Origin of the sequence: Methylobacterium sp. 1973 (assembly GCF_040545035.1) — a bacterium.
In the GTDB taxonomy this organism is placed as follows: Bacteria; Pseudomonadota; Alphaproteobacteria; order Rhizobiales; family Beijerinckiaceae; genus Methylobacterium; species Methylobacterium fujisawaense.
The window spans coordinates 92,564-117,818 of sequence record NZ_JBEPLA010000012.1 but is presented as its reverse complement, the minus strand read 5'-3'; the positions used below and the strand labels follow the sequence as shown (position 1 = coordinate 117,818).

Annotated in this window: 23 protein-coding genes; 10 read left to right on the top strand and 13 right to left on the bottom strand. The window is 70.4% G+C overall.

Going from position 1 to position 25,255, the window contains the following annotated elements:
* Window positions 1-23 precede the first annotated feature (23 nt).
* The 3 genes from ABIC70_RS21495 to fliI form a co-directional block, all read right to left on the bottom strand.
* Complete coding sequence (locus ABIC70_RS21495; RefSeq protein WP_043350518.1) at window positions 24-1,097, bottom strand: lysylphosphatidylglycerol synthase domain-containing protein; 1,074 nt, start codon at window positions 1,095-1,097, stop codon at window positions 24-26.
* A gap of 143 nt (window positions 1,098-1,240) precedes the next feature.
* Complete coding sequence (gene fliJ, locus ABIC70_RS21490; protein ID WP_012322462.1) at window positions 1,241-1,648, bottom strand: flagellar export protein FliJ; 408 nt, start codon at window positions 1,646-1,648, stop codon at window positions 1,241-1,243.
* Window positions 1,649-1,798: 150 nt separating this feature from the next.
* Window positions 1,799-3,151, bottom strand: coding sequence for a flagellar protein export ATPase FliI (gene fliI / locus ABIC70_RS21485; RefSeq protein WP_043381683.1), 1,353 nt, complete (start codon window positions 3,149-3,151; stop codon window positions 1,799-1,801).
* A gap of 419 nt (window positions 3,152-3,570) precedes the next feature.
* Between fliI and ctrA the strand changes: the two genes are divergently transcribed.
* Entirely contained in the window at window positions 3,571-4,272 is a 702-nt protein-coding gene (gene ctrA / locus ABIC70_RS21480) for a response regulator transcription factor CtrA (protein WP_010683835.1), read from the top strand.
* A 177-nt stretch (window positions 4,273-4,449) separates the two neighbouring features.
* On the opposite strand, the gene ABIC70_RS21475 is transcribed toward ctrA, so the two are convergent.
* Together ABIC70_RS21475 and cysS are read right to left on the bottom strand one after the other, a co-directional pair.
* Window positions 4,450-5,217: a trypsin-like serine protease gene (locus tag ABIC70_RS21475; protein WP_051044778.1), complete on the bottom strand. Its 768-nt coding sequence runs from the start codon at window positions 5,215-5,217 to the stop codon at window positions 4,450-4,452.
* Window positions 5,218-5,336: 119 nt separating this feature from the next.
* On the bottom strand, window positions 5,337-6,734 hold the full coding sequence (gene cysS, locus ABIC70_RS21470) for a cysteine--tRNA ligase (RefSeq protein ID WP_354441040.1): 1,398 nt from the start codon (window positions 6,732-6,734) through the stop codon (window positions 5,337-5,339).
* A 310-nt stretch (window positions 6,735-7,044) separates the two neighbouring features.
* Between cysS and ABIC70_RS21465 the strand changes: the two genes are divergently transcribed.
* The gene (locus ABIC70_RS21465) at window positions 7,045-7,392 is read left to right on the top strand and encodes a hypothetical protein (RefSeq protein ID WP_043760477.1); all 348 of its coding nucleotides are present in this window, start codon (window positions 7,045-7,047) and stop codon (window positions 7,390-7,392) included.
* A gap of 37 nt (window positions 7,393-7,429) precedes the next feature.
* On the opposite strand, the gene ABIC70_RS21460 is transcribed toward ABIC70_RS21465, so the two are convergent.
* Window positions 7,430-7,942 (bottom strand): CreA family protein, encoded by a 513-nt coding sequence (locus ABIC70_RS21460; protein ID WP_043350523.1) that lies wholly within the window; start codon window positions 7,940-7,942, stop codon window positions 7,430-7,432.
* Window positions 7,943-8,101: 159 nt separating this feature from the next.
* On the opposite strand from ABIC70_RS21460, the gene ABIC70_RS21455 reads away from it, so the two are divergent.
* From ABIC70_RS21455 to ABIC70_RS21440, 4 genes are all read left to right on the top strand, one after another.
* Window positions 8,102-9,154: a DUF2865 domain-containing protein gene (locus ABIC70_RS21455; RefSeq protein WP_354441037.1), complete on the top strand. Its 1,053-nt coding sequence runs from the start codon at window positions 8,102-8,104 to the stop codon at window positions 9,152-9,154.
* 78 nt (window positions 9,155-9,232) lie between these two features.
* A complete protein-coding gene (locus ABIC70_RS21450; RefSeq protein WP_354441035.1) occupies window positions 9,233-11,392 on the top strand; it encodes an OmpA family protein in 2,160 nt (719 codons plus the stop codon).
* Between the two features lie 211 nt (window positions 11,393-11,603).
* Window positions 11,604-12,380, top strand: coding sequence for a class I SAM-dependent methyltransferase (locus ABIC70_RS21445; RefSeq protein ID WP_354441033.1), 777 nt, complete (start codon window positions 11,604-11,606; stop codon window positions 12,378-12,380).
* A gap of 88 nt (window positions 12,381-12,468) precedes the next feature.
* A complete protein-coding gene (locus ABIC70_RS21440; protein ID WP_354441107.1) occupies window positions 12,469-13,755 on the top strand; it encodes a hemolysin family protein in 1,287 nt (428 codons plus the stop codon).
* 1 nt (window position 13,756) lies between these two features.
* Here ABIC70_RS21440 and gltX read toward each other — a convergent pair whose 3' ends face one another.
* The gene (gltX, locus tag ABIC70_RS21435) at window positions 13,757-15,097 is read right to left on the bottom strand and encodes a glutamate--tRNA ligase (RefSeq protein ID WP_179697780.1); all 1,341 of its coding nucleotides are present in this window, start codon (window positions 15,095-15,097) and stop codon (window positions 13,757-13,759) included.
* A gap of 148 nt (window positions 15,098-15,245) precedes the next feature.
* On the opposite strand from gltX, the gene ABIC70_RS21430 reads away from it, so the two are divergent.
* Window positions 15,246-16,523, top strand: a complete 1,278-nt coding sequence (locus ABIC70_RS21430; RefSeq protein ID WP_354441031.1) for an NAD(P)/FAD-dependent oxidoreductase — start codon at window positions 15,246-15,248, stop codon at window positions 16,521-16,523.
* 14 nt (window positions 16,524-16,537) lie between these two features.
* On the opposite strand, the gene ABIC70_RS21425 is transcribed toward ABIC70_RS21430, so the two are convergent.
* Together ABIC70_RS21425 and ABIC70_RS21420 are read right to left on the bottom strand one after the other, a co-directional pair.
* Window positions 16,538-17,008 (bottom strand): hypothetical protein, encoded by a 471-nt coding sequence (locus tag ABIC70_RS21425; protein WP_043346216.1) that lies wholly within the window; start codon window positions 17,006-17,008, stop codon window positions 16,538-16,540.
* Window positions 17,005-17,196, bottom strand: coding sequence for a hypothetical protein (locus ABIC70_RS21420; RefSeq protein WP_244538877.1), 192 nt, complete (start codon window positions 17,194-17,196; stop codon window positions 17,005-17,007). Before ABIC70_RS21420 ends, ABIC70_RS21425 begins: the two co-directional genes overlap by 4 nt.
* Window positions 17,197-17,617: 421 nt before the next feature.
* On the opposite strand from ABIC70_RS21420, the gene ABIC70_RS21415 reads away from it, so the two are divergent.
* From ABIC70_RS21415 to ABIC70_RS21405, 3 genes are read left to right on the top strand one after another with little or no spacing between them, the layout of a single operon-like run.
* Window positions 17,618-18,265: a TadE/TadG family type IV pilus assembly protein gene (locus ABIC70_RS21415; RefSeq protein WP_078947025.1), complete on the top strand. Its 648-nt coding sequence runs from the start codon at window positions 17,618-17,620 to the stop codon at window positions 18,263-18,265.
* Complete coding sequence (locus tag ABIC70_RS21410; protein ID WP_043760461.1) at window positions 18,244-18,909, top strand: TadE/TadG family type IV pilus assembly protein; 666 nt, start codon at window positions 18,244-18,246, stop codon at window positions 18,907-18,909. Before ABIC70_RS21415 ends, ABIC70_RS21410 begins: the two co-directional genes overlap by 22 nt.
* On the top strand, window positions 18,881-20,590 hold the full coding sequence (locus ABIC70_RS21405; protein ID WP_043346221.1) for a TadE/TadG family type IV pilus assembly protein: 1,710 nt from the start codon (window positions 18,881-18,883) through the stop codon (window positions 20,588-20,590). Before ABIC70_RS21410 ends, ABIC70_RS21405 begins: the two co-directional genes overlap by 29 nt.
* 48 nt (window positions 20,591-20,638) lie before the next feature.
* Here the strand turns inward: ABIC70_RS21405 and dksA are convergent, their stop codons facing one another.
* The 4 genes from dksA to ABIC70_RS21385 all read right to left on the bottom strand — a co-directional run bounded on the left by dksA (window position 20,639) and on the right by ABIC70_RS21385 (window position 25,109).
* Window positions 20,639-21,058 (bottom strand): RNA polymerase-binding protein DksA, encoded by a 420-nt coding sequence (gene dksA / locus ABIC70_RS21400; RefSeq protein ID WP_012322444.1) that lies wholly within the window; start codon window positions 21,056-21,058, stop codon window positions 20,639-20,641.
* 182 nt (window positions 21,059-21,240) lie between these two features.
* Window positions 21,241-22,248 carry a hypothetical protein gene (locus ABIC70_RS21395; RefSeq protein WP_354441028.1) on the bottom strand — a complete coding sequence of 336 codons (1,008 nt, stop codon included), beginning with the start codon at window positions 22,246-22,248 and terminating at the stop codon, window positions 21,241-21,243.
* A 2-nt stretch (window positions 22,249-22,250) separates the two neighbouring features.
* On the bottom strand, window positions 22,251-23,624 hold the full coding sequence (locus ABIC70_RS21390) for an MBOAT family O-acyltransferase (protein WP_043381714.1): 1,374 nt from the start codon (window positions 23,622-23,624) through the stop codon (window positions 22,251-22,253).
* Window positions 23,625-23,861: 237 nt separating this feature from the next.
* Window positions 23,862-25,109 carry an Hsp70 family protein gene (locus tag ABIC70_RS21385; protein ID WP_278306326.1) on the bottom strand — a complete coding sequence of 416 codons (1,248 nt, stop codon included), beginning with the start codon at window positions 25,107-25,109 and terminating at the stop codon, window positions 23,862-23,864.
* Window positions 25,110-25,255 lie beyond the last annotated feature (146 nt).

The following is a 25,255-nucleotide window of genomic DNA, read 5'->3' as shown; positions in this document are numbered from 1 at the left end:
CTGAAGGAATTCTTAAGGGCGGGTCAGATCGCCTTCTGCTTGAGCTCCCGCTCCATCTCATGGGCGTCGAGGCCAGGAGCGGTGACCGGCGGTTCCGGCACGACGGTCGCCTTCGGTCCGTTCGCTGGGGTGCCGATCGCCGCGGCCAGACGCGAGCGTTCGAATGCGATCACCACGATCACCGAGATCAGCGCCGGAAGCCAGAAATAGAAGACGCGGAACACCAGCAGCGCGGCGACGACGGCGTTCTTACGCGCCTCGTCGGTCTCCGCGATATTCATGGCGGTGAGGAAGACGATCTCGAAGACGCCGAGGCCACCGGGCGCGTGCGAGGCGAGCGCCACCGAGAAGGAGGCCAGGAAGATCGCCAGGACGGGGATGAAGCCCGGATTGACCGCGTCCGGCAGGGCAAAATAGATGATCCCGGCCGCCCCCAGAAGCTCCAGCGGTGCAGCCGCGAGCTGGCGCAGCATGATCCCCGGGCGCGGGTATTCGAGCTTGAATTTCCGCAGGCTGATCGGCGGCAGCCGCAGAAGCGAACCGGCGACGTAGAGGGCGACGAAAGCCAGCATCCCGATGCCGACGGCGACGGCCGTACTCGGATTGGTCAGGATCGCCGGGAGCTTGTCCTGCAGGCGGGCCAGCAGATGCGGATCGTAAACCAGCGTGAAGCCGCCGAGCAGCACCGTCCCGAGGAAGAACGTGAAGGAGCAGAGCGCCACCAGCACGGCGACCTGCGCCGCCGACAGGCCCTTGGCTGTGTAGGCGCGATAGCGGACCAGGGCGCCGGAGAAGACCGAGGCGCCGATATTGTGCGAGAGGGCGTAGGTCGTGAAGGAGCAGAGCGAGACGAACAGCCACGAGATGTGGCGCACGCCCAGATGCAGGAGCGCGATCCGGTCGTACCAGGCGAGCGCCGCATAGGCGACCAGGGTCGAGAAGGCCGCCAGCAGGATCCGGTGCGGCGGGATCGCGAGCACCGCGGCCCAGATCGCCGAGAGCGAGGTGGTCTTCAATTCCTGATAGAGGAAGTAGCCCGATACCACGACGGCCGCGAGGCCAATCATGGGCCAGATAAACTCGCTGATCTTCTTCATGAACACCGACGCCCTGGGGAGAGCCCCTGATGCGCCGGCACGCGACGCGCTGCAAGCGGCATGTCACCGCCGCGATCCCCCTTGTCAGGTGATCGTGACGGTTTCGTGCCGCGGGAGCCTGCCGATCGGTCCGTCGGCCGGGCTCAGCCCCGGGCGCGGTTCAGGCCGATCCCGTCCATGGCGGCTTGGTCCCGAGCCGATTCGGCCGCGCGCTCGGCGGTCCGCTCGCGGTCGTTCAGGATCTCGACCTTCTTCAGTTCCTCGAAAGCCTCGCCCAGCTCGGCCTTCGCCTCGGCGAGCTGACCCTCGAGAGCCTGGGCGGACTGAATCATGTTGTCCCGGCGCGTCGCCGCCGCGCGGGCATAGGTCGGGTAGGCGAAGTGACCGACATCGGTGATTCCGGCCCGGGCCTCCTCGACGGCGACCTCGCGATCGAGCTCCACCGCCATGCGCTGGAAGTCGGCCATCATCATCTCGATCTGGGTCACGCGCCGGCGCTTCTCATCGACCTGGAAGCGGCGCAGGCGGATCAGCGTGTCACGCGATTTCATTAGGACGCTCACTCCACGCAACGCTTGAGGCCGCGCCCGGGATCACGCCCGGACAGTGCCCATGTGCGAGCCTGCCCACGGCAGCCTCGCCCGGATCCCCCACCTGCACCATGTGGTTCGCCGAAGCGTCGCCGCCCCGAGGCATGGTGCCTAGGCCCCGCCGATGATCTCGGTGAGCCGTGCGTAACCATCGCCGATGGACGTTGCTTCTTCCTTACCCTGCCCCAGAAAAGCCTCAAGATACGGCATGAGCGCCACGGCCTCGTCGACCTCCTGGGAGGAGCCGGCCCGGTAGGCGCCGAGGCGGATCAACTCCTCCATATCGGCATAGGTGGACAGCACCCGCCGCGCCCGCCGGACCACCGGCAGATAGGCCGGATCGCACGAGCGCGGCATGGTCCGCGAGACCGAGCGCAACACGTTGATCGCCGGATAGCGCCCGCGCTCCGCGATGGCGCGCTCCATGACGATGTGACCGTCGAGGATGCCGCGCACCGCGTCGGCCACGGGCTCGTTGTGGTCGTCGCCCTCGACCAGGACGGTGAACAGGGCCGAGATCGTCCCCTGCCCCACGCCGGGGCCGGCCCGCTCGAGCAGGCGCGGCAGCTCCGAGAAGACGGTCGGCGTATAGCCCTTGGCGGTCGGCGGCTCGCCGGCGGCAAGGCCGATGTCGCGCTGGGCCATGGCGAATCGTGTGATCGAGTCGATCATGCACAGGACCTTGGCGCCCCGGTCGCGGAAATACTCGGCCACCGATAGGGTCATGTAAGCCGCGTTCCGGCGCATCAGCGCCGGCTCGTCGGATGTCGCCACCACCACGATCGAGCGGGCGAGGCCGGCGGCTCCGAGGTCGTCCTGAAGAAATTCCTGGACCTCGCGGCCGCGCTCGCCCACGAGGCCGATCACCGCCACGTCGGCGGCGGTGTAGCGGGCCAGCATCGACAGCAGCACCGACTTGCCGACACCGGACCCGGCGAAGATGCCCATCCGCTGGCCGGCGCACATCGTCAGGAAGGTGTTGATGCACCGGACGCCGAGATCCAGCGGCCCGCCCACCCGCGTGCGGGCGTGGGCGGGCGGCGGGTCCGCGCGCAGGGGATAGACGTCGGGCCCGTGCGCCAGGGGGCCGAGCCCGTCGACCGGCCGCCCGAGGGCGTCGATCACCCGGCCGAGCCATGCGTCGGACGGCCGGATCGCGCCGGCCGATTCGTCGCGGACGTAGGCGGGGCAGCCGCGCCGCACGCCCTCGAGCGAGCCGAACGGCATGGCGAGCGCCCGGTCGCCCTGGAAGCCGATGACCTCGCAGGGCACCAGCCCGTGGCCGTTGGCGCCCTCGACATCGACCCGTCCCCCGAGCCGCATCGCCGCCACCGGCCCGGCGACCTCGACCAGCAGGCCGCGGATCGCCACGACCCGGCCGAACGTCTCCAGCACCTCGATCCGCTCCAGGGCGGCCTGCGCCGACGCGAGGGAAGCTACGGATCTTGCCGGATCCTGTGTCATCGGCCTGGCTCTCAACGCTTCGTTTACCGGCCTCCTTAACACTGCGGGTCACGGGCTCGTAGCGGCTCGATCCGGGTGGCGGCTTCGGCCGCGCCCGACGAAGTCGTACCGGTGTGTCCCATGGACAACAGCGGGGATCGGATCGTTGCGGAGGAAGTACTTACGCCGAAGGGGGCGAGCGGCCTGGACGCGGGCGGATCGGAATCGGGGTCGGGGCGAGACCGGGGAAACGCTGTTTCTCCTGTCAAGCTCGCGGAACTTCGAACGAGACGCTTGCGGGCAGGAATCAGGTTTTGTTAACGATTAATCCATAGCGTTCCACGTCAAGAGCGACGGAGCGCCCGTCCACAGGCCGGTGGCGGGCGAACGATAGGGACGTGTCTGCGCGCTGATGCGGCCGGCGGGGCTGGGGACCGACGATGCGGGTACTTTTGATCGAGGACGACAGCGCGACCGCGCAGAGCATCGAGCTGATGCTCAAGTCCGAGAATTTCAACACCTACACCACCGACCTCGGGGAAGAAGGTGTCGATCTCGGTAAGCTCTACGACTACGACATCATCCTCCTCGATCTGAACCTGCCCGACATGTCGGGTTACGAGGTGCTGCGCTCGCTGCGCGTGGCGAAGGTGAAGACGCCGATCCTGATCCTCTCCGGCATGGCCGGCATCGAGGACAAGGTGAAGGGTCTGGGCTTCGGCGCCGACGACTACCTCACCAAGCCGTTCCACAAGGACGAGCTCGTGGCGCGCATCCACGCCATCGTGCGCCGCTCGAAGGGCCACGCCCAGTCGGTCATCACCACCGGCGACCTGATCGTGAACCTCGATCAGAAGACCGTCGAGGTCGGCGGCGCCCGGGTGCATCTGACCGGCAAGGAGTACCAGATGCTGGAACTCCTCTCGCTGCGGAAGGGCACGACGCTCACCAAGGAGATGTTCCTCAACCATCTCTACGGCGGCATGGACGAGCCCGAGCTCAAGATCATCGACGTGTTCATCTGCAAGCTGCGCAAGAAGCTCGCCAATGCCAGCCAGGGCAAGAACTACATCGAGACCGTCTGGGGCCGCGGCTACGTGCTGCGCGAGCCGATGGACGGCGAGGAGCGCATGGCGGTCTGATCCGCCCGGCGCATGTCTTCCGAAAAACCCCGTGCGGCCAGGCCGCGCGGGGTTTTCGCGTTTCGAAGGGGCTCCTCCGCGACGGCATCGCCGACGCCGCGCAGGGACATCGGGCCGCGCGCGACCGTGGCGGGCGTGGCGCAGGCCGGAGCTTCCGGCTCGCGATGGACGCTACGCTCACCGCATCCCGGTCGCGGAGAAGACCTGTGCGGCCGGCGCGATCACCACGTAGCCGCCGCAGGGCGCGGCCCGGCTGATTACCGCACTGGCCACGCCCCAGATGTAGGTGCCGCGACGATCCTGCGCGACGACCGGACCACCGGAATCACCGAAGCAGACCCGGGCGCCGTTGGCCCGGGCGATGGTGAGCCCGGTATTGCTGGCCGCGATCGGCGTCAGCGTGGCGGTGCGCAGGCGTCCGACGGTGCGGCCGGACAGGCCGGCGCCGGCGATCCGCAGGCTCTTCGGGACCCGCCCGGGATCCGCCGCCAGCGGCACGGGCCGCCGGTCGCGCACCGGCTCGGTCAGGCGGAGCACCGCGAGATCGAGGGAGAGATCGGACAAACTGACGCCCGACGCCTCGTTCGGCAGCATCTCCCCCGGATCGGGACTGTAGCGGGCGGCGACCCGCGCCCCGTAGACCGGCCGCGCCGGCTCGCTGCCGCGGAAGAAGACCACCAGCGCGCCGAGCGGATCGCCGTTCACGCAATGGGCCGCCGTCAGCACAAGATCCGGGGCGATGAGCACTCCGCTACAACGGGTCAGGCGCAGCGCCTCCTCGGGCTGGGTGATCGTGCCGATCGCGACGGTGGCCTGCGCCAGGGCATCCCGCCCCGCGGCCGCCCCGCCGTCGATGGCGAAAGCCGGCCCCGACAGCCCCAATCCGAATGCCAGGGCCGATGCGGCGGCGGCGCAGCGCGCCCCGATGGTCGCGAAGATGGTCACGTGCTGCTCTTCCCCGGCGCGAGCCCCCGGACCACAGATGCCGCGCACGCCGCATCGCGCAAGCGGGCGCGAGGACGCGGCCGCCGTGACATCCGTGACGTCGGCGGCCGGCTCAGCAATCAGCGCGCCACCGTCCAGGTGGTGGTGCCGTCCTTGTTGTCCTTCACGGCGACGCCCATCGCGGCGAGGGCATCGCGCGCCCGGTCGGAGGCGGCCCAGTCCTTCGCGGCCCGCGCGGCGCGGCGCTCGGCGATCAGCGCCTCGACCGCCGCGACGTCCACGCCGGACGCCGCAACCTGCGCCTGCTCGCGGTCGCTGCGGGTGCTGGCGAGGAAACCGAGGAGGTTCGCACCGGCGCGCAACGCGCCGGGCTGCGTCTCCGCGCTGCTCGCGAGCCGGTGCAGCTCATTGATCGCCGCCGGCGTGTTGAGGTCGTCGCAGAGGGCCTCGACCACCCCGGCGGGGACGTCGGACGCGGCGGGCGCATCGCCGGCGGCATTGTACCAGCGGTCGAGCACGCGGCTCGATTCCTCCAGGCCGCGCAAGGTCCAGTCGATCGGCTGCCGGTACTGGGTCTTGAGCATGGTGAGGCGCAAGACCTCGCCCGGCCAGTCGTTCAGCACGTCGCGGATGGTGATGAAGTTGCCGAGCGACTTCGACATCTTCTCCCCCTCCACCTGGAGGAAGCCGTTGTGCAGCCAGACGTTGGCCATGACCGGCGTGCCGAAGCAGCAGCGCGACTGCGCCACCTCGTTCTCGTGATGGGGGAAGATCAGGTCGATGCCGCCCGCGTGGATGTCGAAGGTCCGGCCGAGATGCTTGGCCGACATCGCCGAGCACTCGATGTGCCAGCCCGGCCGCCCCGCCGCCGCGATCCCCGCGGGCGACGGCCAGGACGGCTCGCCGGGCTTCGCGGGCTTCCACAGGACGAAATCGAGGGGCGAGCGCTTGTAGGGGGCGACCTCGACCCGGGCGCCCGCCTCCATCTCGTCGAGGGGCCGTTTCGACAGGCCGCCGTAATCCGGCATCGACGGGACGTCGAACAGCACGTGGTCCTCCGCCACGTAGGCGTGGCCGGCCCGGACCAGCGCCTCGATCATCGTCACCATCTCGGCGATGTGATCGGTGGCGCGGGGCTCGACGAAGCGGGGCCGCTCGCCCGGCACGTTGACGTCCTCCGGCATGAGCACGCCGAGGTCGCGCACGTCCCGGTGGAACTGCGCCAGCGTCCCGTCGGTGAGTTCGCGGATGGTGATGCCGCGCTCGGCCGCCCGGGCGTTGATCTTGTCGTCCACGTCGGTGACGTTGCGCGCGTAGGTGACGTGCCCCGGCCCGTAGAGGTGGCGCAGCAGCCGGAACAGCAGGTCGAAGACGATGATCGGCCGGGCATTGCCGATATGGGCGGCGTCGTAGACGGTCGGGCCGCAGGCGTAGAGGCGGACATGCTGCGGATCGATCGGCGCAAAGGCTTCCTTGGCGCCGGTCAGAGTGTTGTAGAGCCGCAACATCGGCGCCATGAAACCCATCCCCATTCCGGCGCCGCGGCCTGATCCCGGCGCCGCGCCGGCGCCGGAAAACCGGCCCTGCCGTCAACGACCTGCGGGCCCCGCGCGGCGAAGAACGGCCGAAACGTGGCGGATCCGGAAGGCCCGCCACGGCACCCTGTTGCATCGCGGCGACGGCGCGGCCCGCGCGATGGGGCTAACCCAAAAGCGTGAGGAATTCGAGATGGCCTGCGCGCCCTGCACGTAAGGCTTCCTTAACCGCGCCGTCGGACCGTCCGGGGCACGATCCTCACGCCACAGATCCTGTGCCCAAGGACAATTCATGCGACGCTCGGCCGCCGGTTCCCTCGCCCTCGTCACCGTTCTCGCCTGCGCAGGCCTGACGCATGTCGCGCTGGCCGGCACCGACGGCGAGACGCCTGCGAAGGCGCCCGCGCGTGTCGAGAAGACCTTCCTGATTCCGTCGAGCGACGGCTACGGCGTCGGCGAATGCCTGACCACGCCGGGCAGCGCCTGCGGCCAAGTCGTCGCCAACGCATGGTGCGAGGCGCAGGGCTACGCGGCCGCCAATTCCTACGGCGTGGCCGCCGCCGACGAATATACCGGCGCGATCAGCCAGCCGGTCCCGGCGCCGTCCGAGCGCCCGATCCGGATCACCTGCCAGGACTGAGCCGGCCAGGACCGGCTCAGTTGGCAGGGCGCTCCGCTCACTTCATGAAGTCGGCGCATTTCTGCGCCGGTTCGGTGCCCCAGGGTGCCAGCGGCACGGCCGAGGTCGAGTTCTTCGGCGAGCCCTGGATGACCTTGTCCGAATAGACCATGTAGATCAGCGTATTGCGCTTCGCGTCGCAGCCGCGGACGATCTGCATCGACTTGAAGATCAGCGACCGACGCTCGCTGAACACGACTTCACCCTGGCTGAGCTTGCCCTTGAAGGCGATCGGCCCGGTCTGCCGGCAGGCCAGCGAGATGTCCGAGACGTCCTCGGCGAGGCCCAGCGTGCCCTTGATCCCGCCCTTCTCGGGCTGGGTGTACCAACAGGCTACCCCCGAGACTGCCGGATCGTCCACGCCGTAGACCACGAGCTTGTCGTTGGGGGTCAGCGGCCGCCAGACCGTCGACTTGTCGAAAATGCGATCCGGCTCCTGCGCCGAGGCCGGACCGGCTGCGGCCAAGCCCACGGCCAACAGCCCGACATAGGTGAGACTCCGAAACAACATCACTGGCCAATTCCCCCTCACGCTTGCCGGCCGGATGTAGGAGGGGTGTCGCGGTCTTGCGAGGGGGCGTAGAATGGCTCCGCTTCGGTTCCGAAGCGCGGATGCGCGCGGGCCTGGATTCTCCGGATCGCCGCGCACCCGATCAACGCGATGCAGCCTATGCCTCACCGCCCGATCGTCCGTACGTTCGGCCGCCTCGTCCTGAGCGCGGCCATAGCCCTCGGACTGTCCTATCCCTTCGCCACCGCCGCGCGCGCGCAGGACGCGGCTCCCAGCCCGCCGCCGACCGAGGCACGGCCGGCGCCGCAACTACCGTCGCCCCAGTGCCGGCGGTACCGGGCGGAGCTGGCCTCGCTCCAGACCGGCGCCAGCACGACGCGCGCCCTGAACGACGAGATCGGGCGGCTCGAGGCCTATTTCCGCGGCCTCAACTGCGAGGGCGGCAAGTTCCTGTTCTTCGACACGCGACCGCCGCAATGCGGGGCGGTGGAGCAGCGGATCCGCGCCCTCAAGGCCACCTATGGCGGCGCCGTGATCGACGACAGCGGCGCCCGGAAGCGTGAGCTCCAAGGGCTCGTGGCCTCCACCTGCCCGCCGCGCGAGACCTATGCCGGCTCCGGCGAGGCCTATGCCCGGGGCGGCCCGCAGACGGTCTGCGTGCGCACCTGCGACGGCGGTTTCTTCCCCCTGAAGAACCTGCCCGAGGGACGCGGCGGTGCCGACGAGATGTGCCAGGCCCTGTGCCCGGGGACCGAGGCGCAGGCCTATTCGATGCCGTATGGCGACGATGCCCTGAAGCACGCCGCCACGGTGAAAGGCAGCCGCGCCTATGCGAGCCTCGCCAACGCCTTCAAGTTTCGCAAGGAATTCGTTCCGAACTGCTCGTGCAAGCCGGAGGGCAAGAGCTGGGCCCAGTCCCTGGTGAAGGCCGAGAGCATGCTCGTTCGGCACAAGGGCGACATCTTCGTCACGCCGATGCAGGCCGAGGCGCTGTCCCGGCCGAAGGTGCGCCTCACCTTGGTGGGACGGGCCGACCGGACCGCGGCCGAACTCGCCGCCGATGTGGCCGGTCGCGCCGGGGTCGACACGAAGGCTGGCCTGACACCGGAGGAACCCGGAAAGGCCGAGCCGGCGGCGGCGAAACCCGATCACGTTGCCGTGCGCATCATCGCGCCGGACGTCGTCGCTGTCCCCAAGCGTCTCACGCCCTGAGACCTCCCCCGCCCGCGCGCGGGGGAACCAAATGCCGCGTTCCGGGTTCGGGTCGGCCTGAACCGACATGGGACCGCGATGCGTCTGCTCCGCCTGATCCTCCTCACCGGCACGGTGCTGCCGGCCCTCACGCTCATGCAGCCCGCCGGAGCCGAGCCGGGCCGGTTCCACCTCGCACAAGGTGGACCGGAGGAGCGCGGCCCCCGCGGCGGCGAGCCGCCACATGGCGGACCGCGCCCGGAGCGGCCGCCGCAGGAGCGGCCCGGCCCGCAGCCGGGTTCGCCGGCTGGACGTGAGCGCCCTGAGCCCCGACCGGAGCCCCGACCAGAGCGCGCCGCGCCGCCGCCGCGCGAGCGGCCGGAACCGCCGGCCCAGCGTGCACCGCAGGCTGAGCAGCCTCAGCGGGAGCGCGGGCCCGAGCGCCGTCCCGAGCCGCCGGCATCGCGCCCTCCGGCACAGGAGCGGCAGCAGGAGCGCCAGGATCGGCAGCAGGAGCGCCAAGAACGGCAGCAGGAGCGCCAAGAGCGGCAGCAGGAGCAGCGCCAGCCGGATCAGCGCCAGCAGGAGCGCCGGGAGCAGCAGCCGGATCGTCCGGATCGCGGGCCTCAGGACCGCGCAACGCCTGGGCGGCCCGGCCCGGAGCGGCAACAGGCGCCGGATCGGGACCAGGGTCCTGCTCCTCAGCCGAAGCCGGAGCGGCCGCCGGCACCGCCGCAGCAGCCTCAGGCACCGGACCGGGATCGCGCGGCCCCGGAGACGCCCCCGAACCGTCCCGCACAGCGCGACGCCACACCCGACCGTGGGCCTCCCGGCCAGCGACCGGCCGGTCAAGGCGGCCCCGATGCGCGCCCGCAGGCGCCCAATGCGACGCCGGACGGGCCCGGCAGACCGTCCCAGCGTCTGGATGCCCAGCCCGAGAACCGTCCGCAGCCGAATGCCGGCCCCGGCGCAGAGCCCGGCCGGCCGGGCTCGCCCAACACGGCTCCGGGGGTCCCGGGGCGGCCGTTCCAGCCTCAGGGAGGCCAACCCGAAGGGCGCGGGCAGCCCCAGCCGAACGGCGCGCCCGGCACCGAGCCGGGGCGACCGCTCCCGCCCAACATGGCCCCGGGCGTCCCGGGCCGCCCGTTCGTGCCGCCGGGACAGGGCGCGGCGCCAGGACAGGCTCCGCTTCCCGGAGGCGTGCCGCCGGGACAGCCGCCGGTGGGTGGCCCCGGCCGGCCGGCCGATCTCGGCCCCGGTGCCTTCAACCGGCCGGGCCAGCCGGGCTACGTCCCCGGCGGCTTCCGGCAGAACGATACGGTGCGCGACTTCGAGCAGGTCCGCAGCGACCGCCGCGAATTCGTCGAGGATGGCCGGACCTACTACCGGGAGCCGGGCCGCATCATCGTGCGGGATCGCGACAGCTACCTGATCCGCCACGACGAGAACGAGCGCTTCCGCGACCTCGACCCGCGCGGCTACCGGTTCGAGCGTCGGGGCGCCGAATTCTACAGCTACGTCGCGTGGTCCGGCGGCGGGCAGATCGTCACCGTCACCGACGATGACGGCCGGCTGCTGCGCCGCTACAGCCGCTACCCCGACGGCCGGGAGGTCGTCCTGATCGACAACAGCTATTCCGGCCCGCTGCGCCCGATCTACGAGGACGTGGTGGCACTGCCGCCGCCCGACATCCGAATCCCGCGGGACCGCTACATCGTGGACTACGCCCAGGCCGACGAGGCGGAGGTCTACGAGGCGCTGACGGCACCGCCGGTTGTCCCTGTCGAACGCCGCTACACCCTCGATCAGATCCGCTACAGCCCGGACCTCCGCGCCCGTCTGCGCTCGGTCGACATCAACACAATCACCTTCGATACCGGCTCGTTCACCGTGACGCCGGATCAGGCGGCCAAGCTGTCGGTGATCGCCGCGGCCATGAACCGCGCGATCCAGGCCAATCCGCGGGAGGTCTTCCTGATCGAGGGCTTCACCGACGCGGTCGGCTCCGACATCGACAATCTCTCGCTGTCGGATCGGCGTGCCCAATCGGTGGCGACCGTGCTCACGGAGCAATTCCGGGTGCCGCCGGGCAATCTCACCACCCAGGGCTACGGCGAGCAGTATCTCAAGGTGAACACGCAGGGCCCATCGCGGGAGAACCGCCGGGTCGTGGTCCAGCGGATCACGCCGCTGCTGCAGCAGGGTCCGGATCAGGGACAGGCAGCGCCTCCGCCTCCGCCGGCGCAGCCGCCGCGCTGAATTGGTCGCCGCGCAGATTTGCCCTGCGCGGCGCTCCACGGTCCGGGGCGCTGCCCTGCCTCGGGGCAGGTGGCAGAGGTGGACGGGAGGCGACCCGGTCGGATGGAACGGCGTGGTGCTGATCCCAGGCAGCCTGTACGGTCGCCTCTGATCGTCGCCCTGCGGCTGTGCCACCGCCCGCCGCGCGCGATCCGAACCAGGAGATCCGCCCATGAGCGCGCGCAGCCACGCCCGACATGTCGTCGACCAGTTCGGCGCGCAGGCCTCCGCCTACGTGACCAGCGCCGTCCACGCGGCGGGCGCCGACCTCGACCGGATCGGCGTTCTGCTGCGCGCGCGGCCGGGTGCCAAGGTCCTCGACCTCGGCTGCGGCGGCGGCCATGTCGCCTTCACGGCCGCCGCCGCCGGCGCCGCCGTCACGGCCTACGATCTTTCGGCCGAGATGCTGGCAGCGGTCTCCGCCGAGGCGTCCCGGCGGGGTCTCGACCGGATCGAAACCCGGCAGGGCGGCGCCGAGACCCTGCCCTTCCCGGACGCGATCTTCGACGCGGTGCTGACCCGCTACAGCGCCCACCACTGGCGCGACGTCCCGGCGGCGCTGGCCGAGGCGCGGCGGGTGCTGCGGGCAGACGGCCTGCTCGTCGTCAGCGATATCGTCGCTCCGGAGGATCCGCTGCTCGACACGCATCTGCAGGCCGTGGAGCTGCTGCGCGACCCCTCGCACGTGCGCGACTACCGGGTTTCGGAATGGCGCGCCCTTTTGGAAGCGGCCGGGTTCGAGCCCGGCGCCGTGATGGCGAGCCGGCCGCGCATGGACTTCGCCAGCTGGATCGCCCGGATGCGCACGCCGGAGATCCATGTCGCGGCGATCCGCGCCCTCCAGGCTGCGGCGCCCGCCGAAGTCACCGCCCATTTCGGCATCGAGGCCGATGGCAGCTTCCTGCTCGACGCCGCACTGATCGAGGCGACCCCGAGGCTTGGCCGTTGAACGGTCGCGGACACATCCCCATGTTGCAGGACCGCGCCACCAGAGGAAGCCGTCCCCGCCCAGCGGGGTGCCGGCTCAATGATCCGGTCTGATCGAGCTCCTCGTCGTCGTCCTGCTGATCGCGCTCAACGGCGTCTTCTCGCTGTCGGAGCTGGCCCTGGTCTCGGCTCGCAAGAGCCGGTTGCGCGCCTTGGCCGAGGAGCGCCGTGCCGGCGCGAGGGCCGCCCTCGCGCTGGCCGAGGAGCCGGGGCGGTTTCTGTCCACCGTTCAGATCGGCATCACGCTGATCGGCATCCTCTCCGGCGTGGTCTCGGGCGCGGCTCTGGGCGACCGCCTCGCCCTGATTCTGATCGATCTGGGCTTGGGCAAGGGCTGGGCCGACACATTGGGCTACACCCTGGTGATCGGCGTGATCACCTACCTGTCGGTGATCATCGGCGAACTGGTCCCCAAGCACCTCGCCTTGCGCAACCCCGAACGCATCGCCTGCATGGTCGCGCCCGGCATGCGGGTGGTCTCGCGCGCGGCTCTTCCGGCCGTGTGGCTCCTCGACGCCTCGACGCGGGCGGTGTTCCGGCTGATCGGCCAGGAGACAGAAAGCGCCAGCGCGGTGACCGAGGAGGAGATCCGTAGTCTCGTGGCCGAGGCCGAGACCGCGGGCGTCATCGAGGGCGACGAGCGGGCGATGATCTCCGGGGTCCTGCGCCTCGGCGACCGTCTGGTGCGCGGCGTCATGACTCCGCGCACCGACGTGACCTGGATCGATCTCGCCGATGATCCGGAGACCGTCCGGGCACGCATTTTCGCCAGCCCCTATGCCCGTCTGCCCGTCGCCGATGGCGGCCCCGACGCGATGATCGGCGTGCTTCAGCTGCGCGACCTGATCGGCCCCTTGTCGCGGGGGGAGCCCCTCGACCTGCGCGCGCAGGTCCGCGCGGCGCCGGTGCTTCCGGACACGCTCGATGCCCTCGACGCCCTGGATACGCTGCGCCGGGCCTCGGTGCCCATGGCCCTGGTGCACGACGAATATGGACATTTCGACGGGCTCGTGACCCCGGCCGACATCCTCGATGCCATCGCCGGGGCGTTCCTGTCGGAGGATACGGAACCGGACGCGGTGCCCCGCCCGGACGGGTCCTGGCTGATCGCGGGTTCGATGCCGGTCGATGAACTGACCGACCGGCTGGGCCTGCGTCTCCCGCCCTCGCGCGACTATGCGACGGTCGCCGGCCTGGTCATCGCGGTGCTCCAGCACCTACCGGAGACGGGCGAGACCTGCGACATCGCCGGCTGGCGGTTCGAGGTCGTGGATCTGGACGGACGGCGCGTCGACAAGTTGCTCGCGAGCCGTCTCGCCGAAACCGAGGCGTCGTAGCTCAAGCGGTCTCGCCGGACAGACGCCGCGCCGCGCGTGCCCGTCCGATCAGCGGCAGCAGACCCGCGAGGTCCGGGCCGTGCTCCAGCCCGGTCAGCGCGAGGCGGAGCGGCATGAACAGGCCCCTCCCCTTCGCGCCGGTCCGGCTGCGGATCTCCGTCGTCCACGCTTTCCAGGTCTCCGGGCCGTATGGCTCCGGGGGCAGGGTCTCGCGAGCGGCCGAGATCACGGCCGGCTCGGTGAGGACAGGCTCGACCGGGCCGGCGACGACGCGCCACCAATCGGCCGCCTCGGGGACACGGCCGAGATTGGCCCGGACCGCCAGCCAGAAGGCTTCGGCCCGATCCGCCGGAATCCCGAGATCGGCGAGGCGCGCGGCCGCCTCCGCGTACGGCATGGCGTGGATCAGTCGGGCGTTGAGGCCGTCGAGTTCCGCCGGATCGAACCGGGCGGGCGCCCGCGAGATCTCGCCGAGGTCGACGAGGCGCGCGAGGGTGTCGAGATCCGGGACGGCCCGCACGGATTCGGCCGAGCCGGTGAGCACGGCCAGCGAGCGGACCGCCGCGGGCTCGTAGCCGGCCTCGCGCAGGCCCCGCAGCGACAGGTGGCCGAGGCGCTTCGACAGCCCCTCCCCGTCGGCGGTCGTCAGCAGGTTGTGGTGGCCGAAGACCGGCACGGTAGCGCCCAAGGCCTCGAAGATCTGCACCTGCACGCCGGTGTTGGTGACGTGATCCTCGCCGCGGATGACGTGGGTGACGCCCAGATCGGCGTCGTCCACCACCGACGGCAGCGTGTAGAGATAGCTGCCATCGGCGCGGATCAGGACCGGGTCCGACAGGGACGCGCAGTCGACATGGGCCGGACCGCGGACGAGATCGTCCCAGGTGACGGTCCGCGCCTCCAGGAGGAAGCGCCAATGCGGGCGGCGGCCCTCGGCCTCGAACGCCGCGCGCTCCTCGGCGGTGAGCCGCAGAGCCGCCCGGTCGTAGATCGGCGGCTGGCCGCGTCCGAGCTGGCGTTTGCGGCGGCGCTCCAGCTCCTCCGGCGTCTCGTAGCAGGGATAGAGCCGGCCCGCTGCGCGGAGGCGGTCGGCGGCGGCGTCATGCTGCGCCTTGCGGGCGCTCTGCTTCGCGAACAGATCGGGCACGATGCCGAGCCACGCGAGATCCTCGGCGATCGCCTCGGCGAAGGCTTCCGTGGAGCGCTCCGCGTCGGTGTCGTCGAGCCGCAGCAGGAAGCGCCCCCCGGTCCGGCGGGCGTACAGGGCGTTGAGCAGGGCCGGCCGGGCGTTGCCGATATGGAGGTAGCCGGTCGGTGACGGTGCGAAGCGGACGAGAGTCATGGACCGCTCTGTAGCCGATCTCTGCGGGAATGTGCGCGGGACTTCATGACGGCACCGGACCGATGCACCGCCCTGCGAAGTCCTGCTACCCAGGAGGTGGAAAACCCGTCAGAAGGGCGCGCGTGGTGCGGTGCGGGATATGAGCGGCATGGCGACGGACGTAACGGCCGACATCGTGGTGGTCGGCGGCGGGATGGTCGGCCTCGCCAGCGCCATCGCGCTGAAGGATCGCGGCCTCGACGTGGTCCTGTGCGATCCCGGCGAGGCCCGATCCCGGACCTCCTACGGCAATGCCGGCGTGGTCAGCCGCGGCTCGATCCTGCCGATGTCGAGCCCCGCCCTTTGGGGCAAGCTTCCGGCCTACCTGCGCAACGCCGATTGCGGCCTGCGCCTGCACTACGCGCATCTCCCGCGGATCATCCCCTACACGGCGCATTTCCTGGCGGCCGCCCGCGCCTCCCGGTGGCGCCGCGCGGCAGCGGCGCTGCTCCCCCTGACGACCGCCGCCTATCCGGCCCATGAGCGGCTGGCCGCCCGGGCGGGGACCGGCGACCGGCTTCAGCGGACCGGCTGGATCAAGGCCTATCGCACGGAAACGGCCTTCGCGGCCGCGGCCCTGGAGCGGGAGATCCTGGCGAGCCACGGCGTCGCCTTCGAGATCCTCGACACGGCGGCCCTGCGCGCCCTCGAGCCGGCCCTGGTGCGGCCCTACGCGCGGGGGATGCTGCTGACCGAGACCGGCTCGGTGCGCGAACCCGGCCGTCTCATCGAGGCCTGCGAAGCCCTGTTCGACGCTCTCGGCGGTCGCCGCCTGCGCAGCCACGTCGCCCGCTTGGCGCCCGAGGCGGGCGGGTGGCGCATCGATCACGACAGCGGCGCGGTGCAGGCCCGCCAGGTCGTCCTGGCGGCCGGCGCCGCCTCGGGAGCGATCGCCCGGACCCTCGGCTATCGCTTCGCGGTGGCGGCCGAGCGCGGCTACCATCGCCACTACGCCCTGCATCCGGACAGCCCGCCGCTGACCCGGCCAGTCCTCGACACGGGGGCCGGCTCCATCCTGTCGCCGATGGGCGACCACCGGGTGCGGGTCCTGTCCGGCGTGGAACTCAACGCCCGCCGCGCCGCACCCGATCATACCCAGATCGAGGCGGCATCCCGGGAAGCGGCCGGAACGCTCCGGCTCGGCGGGCCCCTGGACAACGCGCCGTGGCTCGGCTCCCGCCCATCGACGCCCGACGGGATGCCGGTCATCGGCCGGGCACCGCGTCACAGCGGCCTGCTGTTCTCCTTCGGCCACGGCCATATCGGGCTGTCCACCGGGCCGATCACCGGCGAGATCGTCGCCGATCTCGCCACCGGCCGCACGCCCGCGGTGCCGGTGGCCGCCTTCGCGCCGGAGCGGCTTCTGCGCTGGCCGCGCCTGCTCTGACGGCGCTCCCGCTCTCAGCGCCAGTCGTAGGGGTTGTAGGGCTCGAGCGCAGCCTGGACCTTCCGCAGGACGTCCGGCTGCCGCTGGAGATCGGCCTCCCGGGCCAAAGCCCGGAGGAACGCTTGCGGGCCATGTTCCAGATCCCGCGCCAAGCCGTTGTAGCGGTCGGCGGGCTCGACATGGGGGGGATTCACCGCGACGCGGTACGCGAGGCCGCAATTCGGCGGGTCGATCCCGAGCCGATAGCAGATCCGCACCCGGGCGAAGGGCACGTCAGGGCGATAATCGACCCGGTACCCGCCGAACCGGAAGGCACCTCCGGTCACGCGCTCGGCATAGGCCAGCGTCCGCGCCACCGTGGTGAAGCCGGCGGTGCGCCGGTCACGCACGAGATCGATCGCCGCGCGCTCCGTCGGGACGAAGGGCTGTGCACAGGCGGTACCGGACACCAGCGCGGCCAGGAGAGCGGGAACGACGAATCTCATGGCTTCTTCATGCAGACCGCGACGGGCTCGGCATCCTTGGCCGCCTTGGCGGTCATGTCGAGGCAGCCGACGGTGGATATACCGTCCGTCTGTGTCACGGACGGCAAAACCGCCATGCCCCGGCAATAGGCACCGATCAATTCCTCGTCACGACGACAGGCCACATCCAGGCGCACTTGGCTGTTCATCGACGGCCCCGGCGGACCGGGCGGCCCGGCCGGACCCGTCTCGCCCGTGGGACCGCGTGCCCCGGTCGCTCCGTTCAGGCCCGCAGGCCCCGCTGGCCCCGGAGGCCCCCGGTCACCCGTCGCACCGGGAGGTCCTGCCGGCCCCGGCTTCGGCGCGTCACAGGCGCCGAGCGCGAGCGCCATCGCGCCGAGCAGGAGCGCGATCGGTGGGCCTCTCATGCGGGTCTCCGGTGGGGCTTGCGCAGAGGGAACTTGGTGCGCAACCCAATCGGGTCAACGGCGCCTCGTCGATCGCCCGCATCGATACAACCAAAAGTAGTAGTCCCTGGATAAACCAGCTCTCGCCGATCGAATTAAGAGTTTTGCAAAATCTTGGCGTCACATCGACTTGTATGGCCATGTCTGACTGATCTGCTTGCTCATGAACGCCCGAAGACACTTCAGCGCGCGGAGCAAAGCGACGTCAGGTTGTCTGCTGAAGAGCCTGGGGCGTGACGCCAGCGGCGCGGCCGCGGTGGAATTCGCCCTCGTGGCGCTGCCCTTTCTCGCGCTGTGCGGCGCGGTCATCCAGATCGCCTTCCAGATCTGGGCGACGCAGAACTTCGATCGCGCCCTGCAGAACGCGGTCCGGACGATCTTCACCGGCCAGTTCCAGCTCGACACGGCGGGTCAGACCGATCCGGCGATCCTGCTCGCGGCCCTGAAGACCCGGATGTGCGGTCCGGCCAGCACGCCCGTCGCCACGGTCTTCAATTGCCAGAACGTCAAGATCGACGTCGCGACGGCGAGCAGCTTCGCGAATGCCACCGCCGCCAAGCCGATCGATACCGCGACGGGTACGTGGAACACCAGCTTCGGCAGCAACTACAAATGCGCTTCGCCGGGGACGATCGTGATCGTCACCGCGGCGGTGCCGTTCCCGACCTTCTTCAACCTGATGGGTCTGAACACGCGGCAATTCACCAGCGGCTCCGCAGCGGGATCGAGCCTTCTGACCTCTACCGCGGTGTTCCGGACCGAGCCCTACCAGATCGTCGGAGGGAGCCCATGCCCGTCGTCTCCGTCCTAGCCCGCCAGGCAGCGCGGCTGCGGCGCGACGGGCGTGGCGGCGCGATGGTCGAATTCGCCGTCATCCTGCCGCTCCTGCTCGCGATCTGGGCCGGCATGACCGAGGTGGCGCACGCCATCGACGAGTGGCGCAAGCTCACGCAGCTCGCCCGCACCGTGGCGGATCTGACGGCGCAGGGCGACACGCAGAACCCGATCAGCCCCACCTTGATGAACGACATCATCGCCTCCGCCACGGCGGTGATGCGCCCGTTCGATACGTCGAAGGTCACGATCGTGGTCAGCGCCATGGGCGTCGACCTGAAGAACCCGAGCCCGGTTCCGCTGGTCTGCTCCAGCGTCGCCAACGCAAACGCCACCGCGCGCAGCCCCGGATCCGCGGCCGACCTCACCGTCCCGGACGGCTACCTGACGCCGGGGATGCGCTACGTCCAGGCGGAAGTCACCATCAGCTACGCGCCGATGATCGGCAGCACCCTGGTCAAGCTGGCCAAGGGCGTCAGCGGCACGATCACATTCAAGAGCAGTGCGCCTTGGCCGACCCGCGGCGGAAAAGCCTACGGCGCCAACACGTACACCGAGGTCGTCCTTCCGGACACCAAACACGCGAATTGCGATGGCACAGTGGTCAATCGTGCGTCCTGACAGCGCGCCCAAGCCGCGGCGACCCCGGTTCTTCCACGATCGCGGCGGCAACGTCGCGCTGCTGTTCGCGTTCCTCAGCGTGCCGATGCTGATGCTCGGCGGCGCGGCGATCGATTACGGGTTCGCCACACGGCTGGAGACGAAGCTGCAGGCCGCGACCGATGCCACCGCCCTGCTCCTCTGCCAGACGCCGCTCGCCACGCCGCAGGCCGACCTCAACACCCTCGCCGTGACGACCATGACCGGCGCCATGGGGACCGCGAATCTCGTGGTCGATCCTCTGGCCATCACCAACAACCCCCGCAAGATCACCCTGACCACGCACAAGCTGTCGACGACCTTCTTCGGCGCGCTCACCGGCACGAAGCGGATCAATCCGGGCGCCGTGGCGCAATGCGCCACCCCGCTTCCGAAGACCTTCGAGATCGCGCTGGTGCTGGACAATACCGGTTCGATGGCGGAATCGAGCGGCGGCCAGTCGAAGCTCAAGGCCGTGCAGTCGGCTGCGGCGAACTTCGTGGACTACGTCTACACCAGCGCGGCCTTCTCCAGCGCGACCAAGATCGCGATCGTGCCCTTCGCCGGCGCCGTGGCGGTCGATCCGACGGCCTACCGCTACGCCTCCTGGATCGATCTGAACGGCATATCGAGCTACCACTGGACCAATATTGTCCAGTCGCCCCCCGCGCCGTTCAAGAGCCGCTTCGACGTCTTCGCCAAACTGCAGGCCGTCAACCGCGCCTGGGGCTGGGCCGGGTGCCTCGAAACGCTGTCGTACCCGCTTAACGTGCAGGACGGCGCGCCAACCGCCTCGAACAAGGATTCCTACTACGTGCCCCTCCTGGCACCGGACGAGCCGGGGGATGCCAGTGCGCAGGTCGCTCCCTTCCCCGTCGGCAGCCAGAATCCGACGGCCTACAGCTACAACAGCTACCTCGACGACCGCACCGGCGGCAGCTGCCAGAACAGCAATTCCTACACGACGGCGCTCGGACAGGCGTGCAAGTACGTCAACCCGACGGACGCCGTGTCCGCCTCTCCCCTCGGCATCCCGAACGGTCCGAATTTCGGCTGCACGACTCAACCGCTTCAACGGCTGACCAACAACACATCGACCCTGAAGACCCTCATCAGCAACATGGCGCCGCTGGGATCGACCAATATCCATGAAGGGTTCATGTGGGGCTGGCGCACGCTCTCGCCCAACAGCGTCTTCGCCGACGGACAGCCCTACGCGTCGAGCACGAACAGCTCGAACGCGTCGACGATCAACAAGGTCATCATCCTGATGACGGACGGCACCAACAGCTGGAGCGCCAATCCGTACGCGCCGACCGGATCGCTCTATTTTGCGGCCGCCTACTTCAAGAACGCCAACGGCACGACACCCAATCCGCGCATGCCGCCGAAATACCAGAACATCGCGGATGCGAACACGGCCCGCTCCGCCCTCGACGCCCTGACGGCGGAGGCGTGCAGCAACGCCAAGGCGGTGAACATCTCGATCTACACGATCGGATTCAGCATTCCGTCCGACCCGATCGACGCAGCGGGTCAGACCCTGCTGAAGAACTGCGCCTCGTCGGCCGACCAATACTTCCTCGCCAACACGTCGGACGACCTGATCAAGGCCTTCCAGACGATCCAGGCGAGCATCGGCGCGCTGCGCCTGACGCAGTAGACCACGCGATCGGAAAAAGCGGCGCCCCGGCGTTGAGCCGGACCGCGCTCAGTCGTCGCGGTAGACCCGCTCGCGGCGCTCGTGACGCTCCTGGGCCTCGAGCGACAGGGTGGCGATCGGCCGCGCGTCGAGCCGGCGCAGGGAGATCGGCTCGCCGGTCTCCTCGCAGAAGCCGTAGGACCCGTCCTCGATCCGGGCGAGAGCCGCGTCGATCTTGCCGGTGAGCTTCCGCTGCCGGTCCCGCGCCCGGAGCTCGATCGCCCGGTCCGTCTCGGACGAGGCGCGATCGGCGAGGTCGGGATGATTCTCGTTCTCGCTCTGGAGCGCCACCAGCGTATCCTGCGCCTCGCGCAGGATGTCGTTCTTCCAGCTCAGCAGCTTGCGCCGAAAGTATTCGCGCTGCCGGTCATTCATGAAGGGCTCGTCGTCGGACGGGACGTAGCCGTCCTCCAGCTGCACCTTCGCCATGCGTCACCCTCGCTGGATGGTAAACCGCCCACCAGGGGATGGCCGGTGTGCGGCGATAACGTGAGGTGCCGTATAGTCGAGGTGCCTCAGCGCTACAACGCACACAGATGCAGGGGTTGTAACCGGCTGTCACTGCATCGCCGCGTGCGGCAAACAGGCCACGGTACAGATCTTTTACGCTGTCATCGGGTCCGCAGCCGTACGATCGCGGCGGCGATTTCAGCGGTGAGGCTTCGGGCGAGCGGCAGCCTGTAATGGGTCTGATCGAAGAACTGGTCCGGATCCGCCGCCGCGGACCGGCCGTCGCGCCAGTCGACCACGGTGCTCAGGGCGTGCTGCGCGAGCACCGCGCGCACTTCGGCCCGGCAGGCGGCCTCGGCCCGCGCCCGAGGGCTGCCGGGCGGCGGCTCGGCCCGCGCGTAGACCGGGGGAAAGACCACCACGACCGGCGTCGCCGCCGGGATACGGGCCAGCTCGGCGCGCAGCCGCGCAGCGATCGGGAACGGGCCGCCATGATGCGGTTCCGGCTCGGGTCCGACCGGCTTTTCCAGGGCCGCCTTCTTGGCCGGATCGATGCCGAAGCCCTGGCTCAGGTAGTTGCGCTCGTAATCCCACCAGCCGTCGGCCGCGGCGGTCTTGTGGCGCGGATTCAGGAGCCAGCCGAGGCGGTTGACCGTCTCCTGCGCGGCCGAGAAGCGGACGAGCCCCCTCAGATAAGTGGGCCAGTCGCCCACGAGCCAGTAGGGGAATCCATGCTCGCTCGGAAAGGCGGGGTCGTCCGCGCACCAGAATGCGTCGGCCGAGAGCACGATCGCGTCGGGCCTCGCATGGTGCTTCAGATACCAGCCGAGCAGGGCGAACTGCTCGGAGGGACCGGTGGCGGGCACCGAGAGCTGCAGAAACGGAATGCCGGTGAGCCGCGTCAGGGCTGCCGGCTCGATCAGCTGGATATGCGAATTGCCGATCACCACGCCTGAATAGGCCGGATCGCGCCCGCGCATGGCCGAGGCGGTGCGGGGTCCCTGCGGCCGCACGGCGCCCCGGGACAGCAGCGTCGAGCGTCCGGTATCGTAGGGATCGACCACGACCGCGAGGGCCAGATAGCCCGCGAACAGGCCGACCATCGACAGGGCCAGGATGCGGACGAAGGCACGCCAGTCCCGATCGGTGGTGGGGGGAGCGGGCGCCATCCTCAGAACTGGAAGTAGATGAACTCGTAGTTCGCATCGTCGCCGATCTTCAGCAGGACGAGCACGAACAGCAGCGCGAAGCCGCAGGCGAGGAGCCGCCGCGGCGGCAGGCGGTGCACCGCAGTCCAGGCGGTGGGCCCGACCGTGGCCACCAGGGCGGCGATGGCGATGGTGCGCCACTTGAAGCCCGAGCCTCTGGGCGCCAGCCCGAACAGGCCCTTGAAGATCACGAGGGCCGCCTCGAAGCTCGTCGCCCGGAACAGCACCCAGGTGAGCACGACGAACAGGCTGGTGAGCGCCCAGCCGAGGGGCGCGGGGATCGCGATCCGGGCGCGGCGCGCCAGCACCCCGGCCCCGAGGCCGATCCCGTGGAGCGCCCCCCAGGCGAGGAAGGTCAGGCCCGCCCCGTGCCAGAGGCCGCCCAGCGTCATGGTGGCGGCGAGCGCCCCGACCTGCCGCGGCAGCCCGCGGCGGTTCCCGCCCATCGGCACGTAGAGGTAGTCGCGCAGGAAGCGCGACAGGGTCATGTGCCACCGCCGCCAGAAGTCGCGCAGGGAGGTGGCGCGGTAGGGCGCGTCGAAATTCTGGGGCAGGACGAGGCCGAACAGCAGCGCGATGCCCAGCGCCATGTCGGTGTAGCCGGAGAAGTCGAAATAGATCTGGAAGGTGAAGCCCAGCGTCGCCTGCCACGCCTCCACCACCGTGACGGCCTTGCCGGCGGCGGCGGCCTGGAACACGGGATTCACGTATTCCGCGAGCGGATCGCCGAGGAACACCTTCTTGGCCAGCCCCACAGTGAGCAGCATCAGCCCGCGGGCGAAGCGCTCGGCGGCGTCGGGCCGCGCGTAGGGCGCCTCGTCGAACTGGTGCATGATCTCGCTCCAGCGCACGAGCGGGCCGGCGAGAACCTGCGGGAAGAAGGCAATGTAGAGGGCGTATTTCACGAGCCCGAAGCTCGGCGCGCGGCCGGCCCGCAGGTCGGCGAGATACATGATGTGGTGGAAGGTGAAGAACGAGATGCCGAGCGGCAGGGCGAGGCCGAGCCGCTGCGCCTCCAGGCCGGGGATCAGGTTGGCGAGATCGGCTGCGAAATCGAGGTACTTGAACACCCCCAGGAGGGCGAGGTTGGCGGCGATGGCGACCGGGATCAGCCATCGGCCGGGCCTGTGCCGATAGAGACGGGCCACGCACCAGTTCGCCAGGATCGAGCCGGCGAGCAGCGGCACGAACCGGACATCCCACCAGCCGTAGAACACGAAGGACAGGCCGACCAGGAGCGGCAGCCGCCACCCGGGCGCGGCGCGCGCCACCAGCCCGTGCAGGATCAGCGCGGCCGGCAGGAAGGCGAGGAGGAAGACGAAGGAGTTGAACAGCATCGGGCGAGGCGGCGCGGAGGAGCCCGGATGGGCCGCCGTTGTCTCCGAGCGGAAGGGACCGCCTTGTCGGGGATCAGGGCCGGCCCGTCAATCGCAGCCGCGCGGTCGCGGCCATTCGGCAGCGCGGCGCTGCAGCGACCCCGTCTCCGGTCGAAGCGCCCCGGGTGATGCAGCCCTCTAGGTCATCCGGGCGACGCCGAGTGCCCGAGGGCCGGGCGACGTCACCCGGGTGCGGCTTCACGCTCCGCGACGGGCCGCCTCGATGGTCAGGCCGAGCCCCACCGAACCGAACGTGTCCCCCTCCACCACCCGGGCGGCGGGCAGCGCGGCCGTAAGCGCGGCGCGCAGATGCGGCAGGCCGGTGGACCCGCCGGTCAGGAACAGGGCGTCGACCCGGTCGGCCGGCAATTCCGCCTGCGCGAGGCAGCGCGCGATCCGGGCCGCCACGGCCCGCGCGAGGTCACCGGTCTGGGACGACAGGGTCGCGCGATCCACCGGCACGGAGAGGCCGCGCTCCAGAAGGCCGAGATCGAGCACCGTCGCATCCTGCTCGGAGGCCGCGATCTTGGCGCCTTCCACCGCCCCGGCCAGGGCGTGTCCGCGCTCCCCCTCCACCGCCTCGCGCAGCCGCGCGAGCAGGTCGGGCCGGGCGCCGTCGCGGATCACCTCGTCGATCTCCCGCAGGGTCTTCTGATTGTAGAGACGGTTGATCGCCGACCACGTGGCGAGGTCGTGGTAATAGGCGTTCGGCACCGCGAGGTCGCCCCGGCGCATCGGGCTTCCGAGGCCGAGGAGCGGCATCACCGTGCCGAGGCTGAGCTGACGGTCGAAATCGGTGCCGCCGATCCGCACGCCGTCATTGGCCAGGATGTCGCCGGCCCGGTCCGGCCGGCCCCGGCGCTCCGGCGCGAGGCGCACGATGGAGAAATCCGAGGTGCCGCCGCCGATATCGGCGACCAGCGCGATCTCCTCGGACCGGACCTGCCGCTCGTAGTCGAGGGCGGCCGCGATTGGCTCGTACTGGAACGAGACCTCCCGGAAGCCGACGTCGCGGGCGATGTCCCGCAGCGTGTCTTCGGCGCGGCGGTCCGCCTCCGGATCGCCATCGACGAAGTGGACCGGGCGGCCATGGACCACGCTGTCGAGGCTCTGGCCGCAGGCGGCCTCGGCGCGCTCCTTCACGGCCGTGAGATAGCGGGCGATGACGTCGCGCAGGCGCAGCCGCTGGCGGCCGACCGGTGTGGCCTCATCCATGAGCGGGGTGCCGAGGACGGATTTCAGGCCGCGCATCATCCGGCCGGACCGGCCCTCGACATAGGCCGCCGTCGCGGCCCGGCCGATGATGGGCTCCCGGCCGAGTTCGAAGAAGATCGCGCTGGGGATCGTCCGGTGCGCGCCTTCCAGGGGCAGCAGCGTCGGTCCGTCCGGGCCGTTATGCCCGAGGGTGGTGTTCGACGTGCCGAAGTCGAGGCCGCAGGCCGCCATCGTGTCGTAGATCCGGGTTCGTTCTGGGAGGCCGGTGGCCGTACAGGGCCGCGGCGTCCGGGTCCAGGCCGGGCGCGGCACGGCTGGTACGGCGGGAAGCGTGGACAGCGCGACGGCGGCGCACCCGGATCCGTCGGGCCGTGCTA

Bases quoted from the DNA above. Each gene is read 5' to 3' on its own strand.
- ABIC70_RS21495 (WP_043350518.1), bottom strand. From the start codon at position 1,097: ATGAAGAAGATCAGCGAGTTTATCTGGCCCATGATTGGCCTCGCGGCC.
- fliJ (WP_012322462.1), bottom strand. From the start codon at position 1,648: ATGAAATCGCGTGACACGCTGATCCGCCTGCGCCGCTTCCAGGTCGAT.
- fliI (WP_043381683.1), bottom strand. From the start codon at position 3,151: ATGACACAGGATCCGGCAAGATCCGTAGCTTCCCTCGCGTCGGCGCAG.
- ctrA (WP_010683835.1), top strand. From the start codon at position 3,571: ATGCGGGTACTTTTGATCGAGGACGACAGCGCGACCGCGCAGAGCATC.
- cysS (WP_354441040.1), bottom strand. From the start codon at position 6,734: ATGGCGCCGATGTTGCGGCTCTACAACACTCTGACCGGCGCCAAGGAA.
- ABIC70_RS21465 (WP_043760477.1), top strand. From the start codon at position 7,045: ATGCGACGCTCGGCCGCCGGTTCCCTCGCCCTCGTCACCGTTCTCGCC.
- ABIC70_RS21460 (WP_043350523.1), bottom strand. From the start codon at position 7,942: ATGTTGTTTCGGAGTCTCACCTATGTCGGGCTGTTGGCCGTGGGCTTG.
- ABIC70_RS21455 (WP_354441037.1), top strand. From the start codon at position 8,102: ATGCCTCACCGCCCGATCGTCCGTACGTTCGGCCGCCTCGTCCTGAGC.
- ABIC70_RS21450 (WP_354441035.1), top strand. From the start codon at position 9,233: ATGCGTCTGCTCCGCCTGATCCTCCTCACCGGCACGGTGCTGCCGGCC.
- ABIC70_RS21445 (WP_354441033.1), top strand. From the start codon at position 11,604: ATGAGCGCGCGCAGCCACGCCCGACATGTCGTCGACCAGTTCGGCGCG.
- gltX (WP_179697780.1), bottom strand. From the start codon at position 15,097: ATGACTCTCGTCCGCTTCGCACCGTCACCGACCGGCTACCTCCATATC.
- ABIC70_RS21430 (WP_354441031.1), top strand. From the start codon at position 15,246: ATGGCGACGGACGTAACGGCCGACATCGTGGTGGTCGGCGGCGGGATG.
- ABIC70_RS21425 (WP_043346216.1), bottom strand. From the start codon at position 17,008: ATGAGATTCGTCGTTCCCGCTCTCCTGGCCGCGCTGGTGTCCGGTACC.
- ABIC70_RS21420 (WP_244538877.1), bottom strand. From the start codon at position 17,196: ATGAACAGCCAAGTGCGCCTGGATGTGGCCTGTCGTCGTGACGAGGAA.
- ABIC70_RS21415 (WP_078947025.1), top strand. From the start codon at position 17,618: ATGAACGCCCGAAGACACTTCAGCGCGCGGAGCAAAGCGACGTCAGGT.
- ABIC70_RS21410 (WP_043760461.1), top strand. From the start codon at position 18,244: ATGCCCGTCGTCTCCGTCCTAGCCCGCCAGGCAGCGCGGCTGCGGCGC.
- ABIC70_RS21405 (WP_043346221.1), top strand. From the start codon at position 18,881: ATGGCACAGTGGTCAATCGTGCGTCCTGACAGCGCGCCCAAGCCGCGG.
- dksA (WP_012322444.1), bottom strand. From the start codon at position 21,058: ATGGCGAAGGTGCAGCTGGAGGACGGCTACGTCCCGTCCGACGACGAG.
- ABIC70_RS21395 (WP_354441028.1), bottom strand. From the start codon at position 22,248: ATGGCGCCCGCTCCCCCCACCACCGATCGGGACTGGCGTGCCTTCGTC.
- ABIC70_RS21390 (WP_043381714.1), bottom strand. From the start codon at position 23,624: ATGCTGTTCAACTCCTTCGTCTTCCTCCTCGCCTTCCTGCCGGCCGCG.
- ABIC70_RS21385 (WP_278306326.1), bottom strand. From the start codon at position 25,109: ATGGCGGCCTGCGGCCTCGACTTCGGCACGTCGAACACCACCCTCGGG.